The organism is Pseudoflavonifractor phocaeensis (assembly GCF_016901735.1).
GTDB lineage: Bacteria > Bacillota > Clostridia > Oscillospirales > Oscillospiraceae > Pseudoflavonifractor_A.
Genome location: NZ_JACLZC010000196.1, coordinates 1 through 501, shown reverse-complemented (window position 1 = coordinate 501; position 501 = coordinate 1). Strand labels below are relative to the sequence as shown.

Sequence of the window (501 nt, the reverse complement as noted above, 5' to 3'; positions counted from 1 at the left end):
CGAATACGAAAACGACTTCATCAAGGCGATGGTGGGCCGCTCCGCCAAGGTAGCGGAAAATGACCGGGTACGCAAGAAGCGGGAGCTGGACGGGCTGCTGGCCCGGGACAGAGAGCTGGATATGCTCTTTGAACGGCTCTATGAGGACAATGTGTCCGGCAAGATCGACGATGCTCGGTTTGCCAAAATGTCCAAGCGGTATGAGCAGGAGCAGGGCGAAAACGCCAAGAAAATCAAGGCGCTTCGTCTGGAACTGAAAAAGCTGGAAGATAAGCGGATGGATGTGGACACCTTCTTGGAAACGGTGCGGCGCTACACCGACGCTACCGCCATCACCAAGCGCATGGTTGCCGAACTCATTGAGTATATCGAGGTCTATCCTGCGGTCAAGGGGTCGTGTCAAGGATTTTTCGCACTTTGGTTTGCAGATTCTGTTTTAAATGAAGTCAGCCAGCAACAGAGGCGTCCTCAAGGGCTGCCTCCAGGTGCTTCATGTTCATG

General features: G+C 53.9%; 1 protein-coding gene. It reads left to right on the top strand.

The window, feature by feature from the left end:
- Positions 1-501 (top strand): DUF4368 domain-containing protein (locus tag H7U37_RS15235; protein WP_243414350.1); only part of this gene is annotated, 501 nt, incomplete at both ends.